2 protein-coding genes and 1 pseudogene are annotated in these 2300 nt (G+C 74.5%); 2 read left to right on the top strand and 1 reads right to left on the bottom strand.

What is annotated here, in order from left to right; genetic code table 11:
- Window positions 1-223: pseudogene (locus PROKR_RS34730) on the bottom strand (hypothetical protein); the annotation flags it as partial.
- A gap of 52 nt (window positions 224-275) precedes the next feature.
- Here PROKR_RS34730 and PROKR_RS12160 point away from each other — a divergent pair.
- Both PROKR_RS12160 and PROKR_RS34725 read left to right on the top strand, forming a co-directional pair.
- Window positions 276-914, top strand: a complete 639-nt coding sequence (locus PROKR_RS12160) for a TetR/AcrR family transcriptional regulator (protein ID WP_051432922.1) — start codon at window positions 276-278, stop codon at window positions 912-914.
- Window positions 915-1118: 204 nt separating this feature from the next.
- Window positions 1119-2300, top strand: a 1182-nt coding sequence (locus tag PROKR_RS34725) for a hypothetical protein (RefSeq protein ID WP_051432921.1), incomplete at its 3' end; no start/stop codon positions are given.

Below are 2300 nucleotides of genomic sequence, written 5' to 3'. Positions count from 1 at the left end.
GCCGTGGCCCCGTGCCGTCGAGCGCCTCGGCCACGACGACGCCGGCGGCGTCCCAGCCCGGGACGGCGCCGGCGGGCACACCCGGCAGGGACTCGAGGTCGCCGTGGTTCGGCGCGAAGGCGCGCACCTCGATGACCCCGTCATGGGGCCCGGGCGCCGGATCGGGCACCTCGCGCAGGCTGAGGTGGCTGGGTGAGGCGTGATCGACCGTCCATGCGAGCATGGCGCTACTGTATGCCAACTGCCGCTGAGTGCCAGTTCGCTATGATGGCAGCATGACGACACCGACCACCGCCGGCACGCTCCGCAGCAGGCGTATTGCCCGCTGCCGGCAGCGCCTGGTGGAGGTCGCGCTGCCGGCCTTCGCCGAACGCGGGTACGACGCGGTGACCGTCGACTGGCTGTGCGACCAGGCCGAGGTGTCCAAGCGCAGCTTCTTCCGCTACTTCGCGGGCAAGGAAGACCTCGCTCTGACCCCGCTGAACGACGTCTGGCGGACCCTGATCGCCGAGCTCGACGAGGTGCTCGCCCGGCGCGGTCCGCTGCTGGAGGTCGTCGGCGACGCCCTCGTGGAGGTCGTCGAGCGGATGCCGCCCGGCTGGGAGCGTCCCGCGGTGCTGAGCGCGCGCCTGAGCGGCACCCACCCGGTCGTCGACGCCGCGGGCATGCTGGTGTGCGAACGCTTCACCCAGCAGGTCGTCGACGCGATCGTGGAACGGCTGGACGGCGCGCCCGCCGCGGACCTCTCGGCGCGGGTCGTGTGCGCGATCGTGGTCACCGCCCACCGGGCCGCCGTGGACGCCTGGTGCTCACCGCCCGACGCCGCGACGAGCGCGAGCCGTGCCGAGCTGTGCGCGCTGATCCGCACGTCGCTCACCGCCGCGCCGGCCGCCCTGGAGCTCACGCTCGACTGACCGCAGGTGAGGACCGGCGACCAGGTCGAACGTCAGCCGTTCGTCAGGTCCGCCGGCATCACGTTCGCGGCGGCCGGCCGCGACGATGGAACCGTGGCGGAATCACCGAGACACGAGCCCACATCGACCCGACAGACCGGGCTTCCCCCTGCCGCCGACCCGGCGCCTCCTGCCGGCGGGACCTGGTGGCAGAGGCACGGACCGGTGGCGGCACTGTCCGTCTGGGCGGCGTCGATCCCTGCGCTCTGGCTTGTCGGCGCGGTGCTGCGGTCCGCGAGCGACGTGCCGCTGCTGACCGGTGCCGAGCCCTTCGTCGGGCACTGGGTGCTGCGCACGGGGCCGGGTCTCCTCACGGCGCTCACGCTGCTGGTCGCGGTCGTCCGGTTCGGGACCGCGCTTGCGGCGCTCCTGCCCTGGCGGGTGCTCCTGCTCGTGTCCTGGGCCACCGCCGCCGCGTGGGCGGCCGCGCTGGCAATCCTCACCTCGTGGGACGATCTCACGGAGCCGGTCCGCGGCGAGCACGAATACCTCCCGGCCGTGCCGGTCGCAGCAGCCGACCCAGCGGCCTTTCTCGCGGGCTTCGTCGACGACCTGCCCGGCTATCCCATTCACGTCAGGGGCCATCCGCCGGGCCTCGTGCTGCTGCTCGCCCTGCTGGACCGGGTAGGCCTGGGAGGCTCCGGCTGGGCAGCCACCCTGTTCGTCCTCGGCGGCGCGGCGGCCGTACCCGCGGTACTGATCACGCTGCGGACGCTCGGTCTCGTCCAGGCGGCCGGACCGCCCGGCGGAGCCGCTGCCGAGCGCGTCGCCCGCGCCGTCGCCCCCGCACTCGTCCTGGCCCCCGCCGCGCTCTGGGTGGCGACCTCGGCCGACGCGTTCTTCGCCGGGATACTCGCCTGGGGCGTCGCGTTCCTCGCGCTCGCCACCGACCGGGAACGGCGCGGCGCCGCGCGGTGGACGTACGCGGTGGCCGCGGGTCTCCTCCTGGGTGCCTGCCCGATCCTGTCGTACGGGCTGCTCCACATGGGCCTGATCGCCCTCGCGCCGCTGATCGTGTCGCGACGGGTAGCCGCCACGGCCCTGGCGGGGGTCGTCACGGTCGGCGTGGTCGTCGCCTTCGGCGCGGGCGGGTTCTGGGTGTGGGACGGCGTGGCCGCCACGCACGAGGTCTGGGCCCCGGTGGGCCATGCCCGGCCCTACCTCTATTTCCTGCTCGTGGACCTCGCCGTCCTCGGCGCCCTCGTCGGTCCCGCGGCCGTCGGCGGCCTGACCCGGTTGCGCCGTGTCGATCGCGCCACCCGCGTGCTGGTGGGCCTCGCGCTCGCCGCCGCGCTGTCAGGCGCGCTGCTCGGCTTCGAACGCGGCGAGGTGGAGCGCATCTGGCTC

Source organism: Promicromonospora kroppenstedtii DSM 19349, assembly GCF_000515355.1.
GTDB lineage: Bacteria > Actinomycetota > Actinomycetes > Actinomycetales > Cellulomonadaceae > Promicromonospora > Promicromonospora kroppenstedtii.
The sequence above is the reverse complement of the archived record's forward strand: the minus strand, read 5'-3'. Positions and strand labels throughout refer to the sequence as shown.

Excerpts from the sequence above, each read along its gene's own strand:
- PROKR_RS12160 (WP_051432922.1), top strand. The coding sequence starts at position 276 with ATGACGACACCGACCACCGCCGGCACGCTCCGCAGCAGGCGTATTGCC.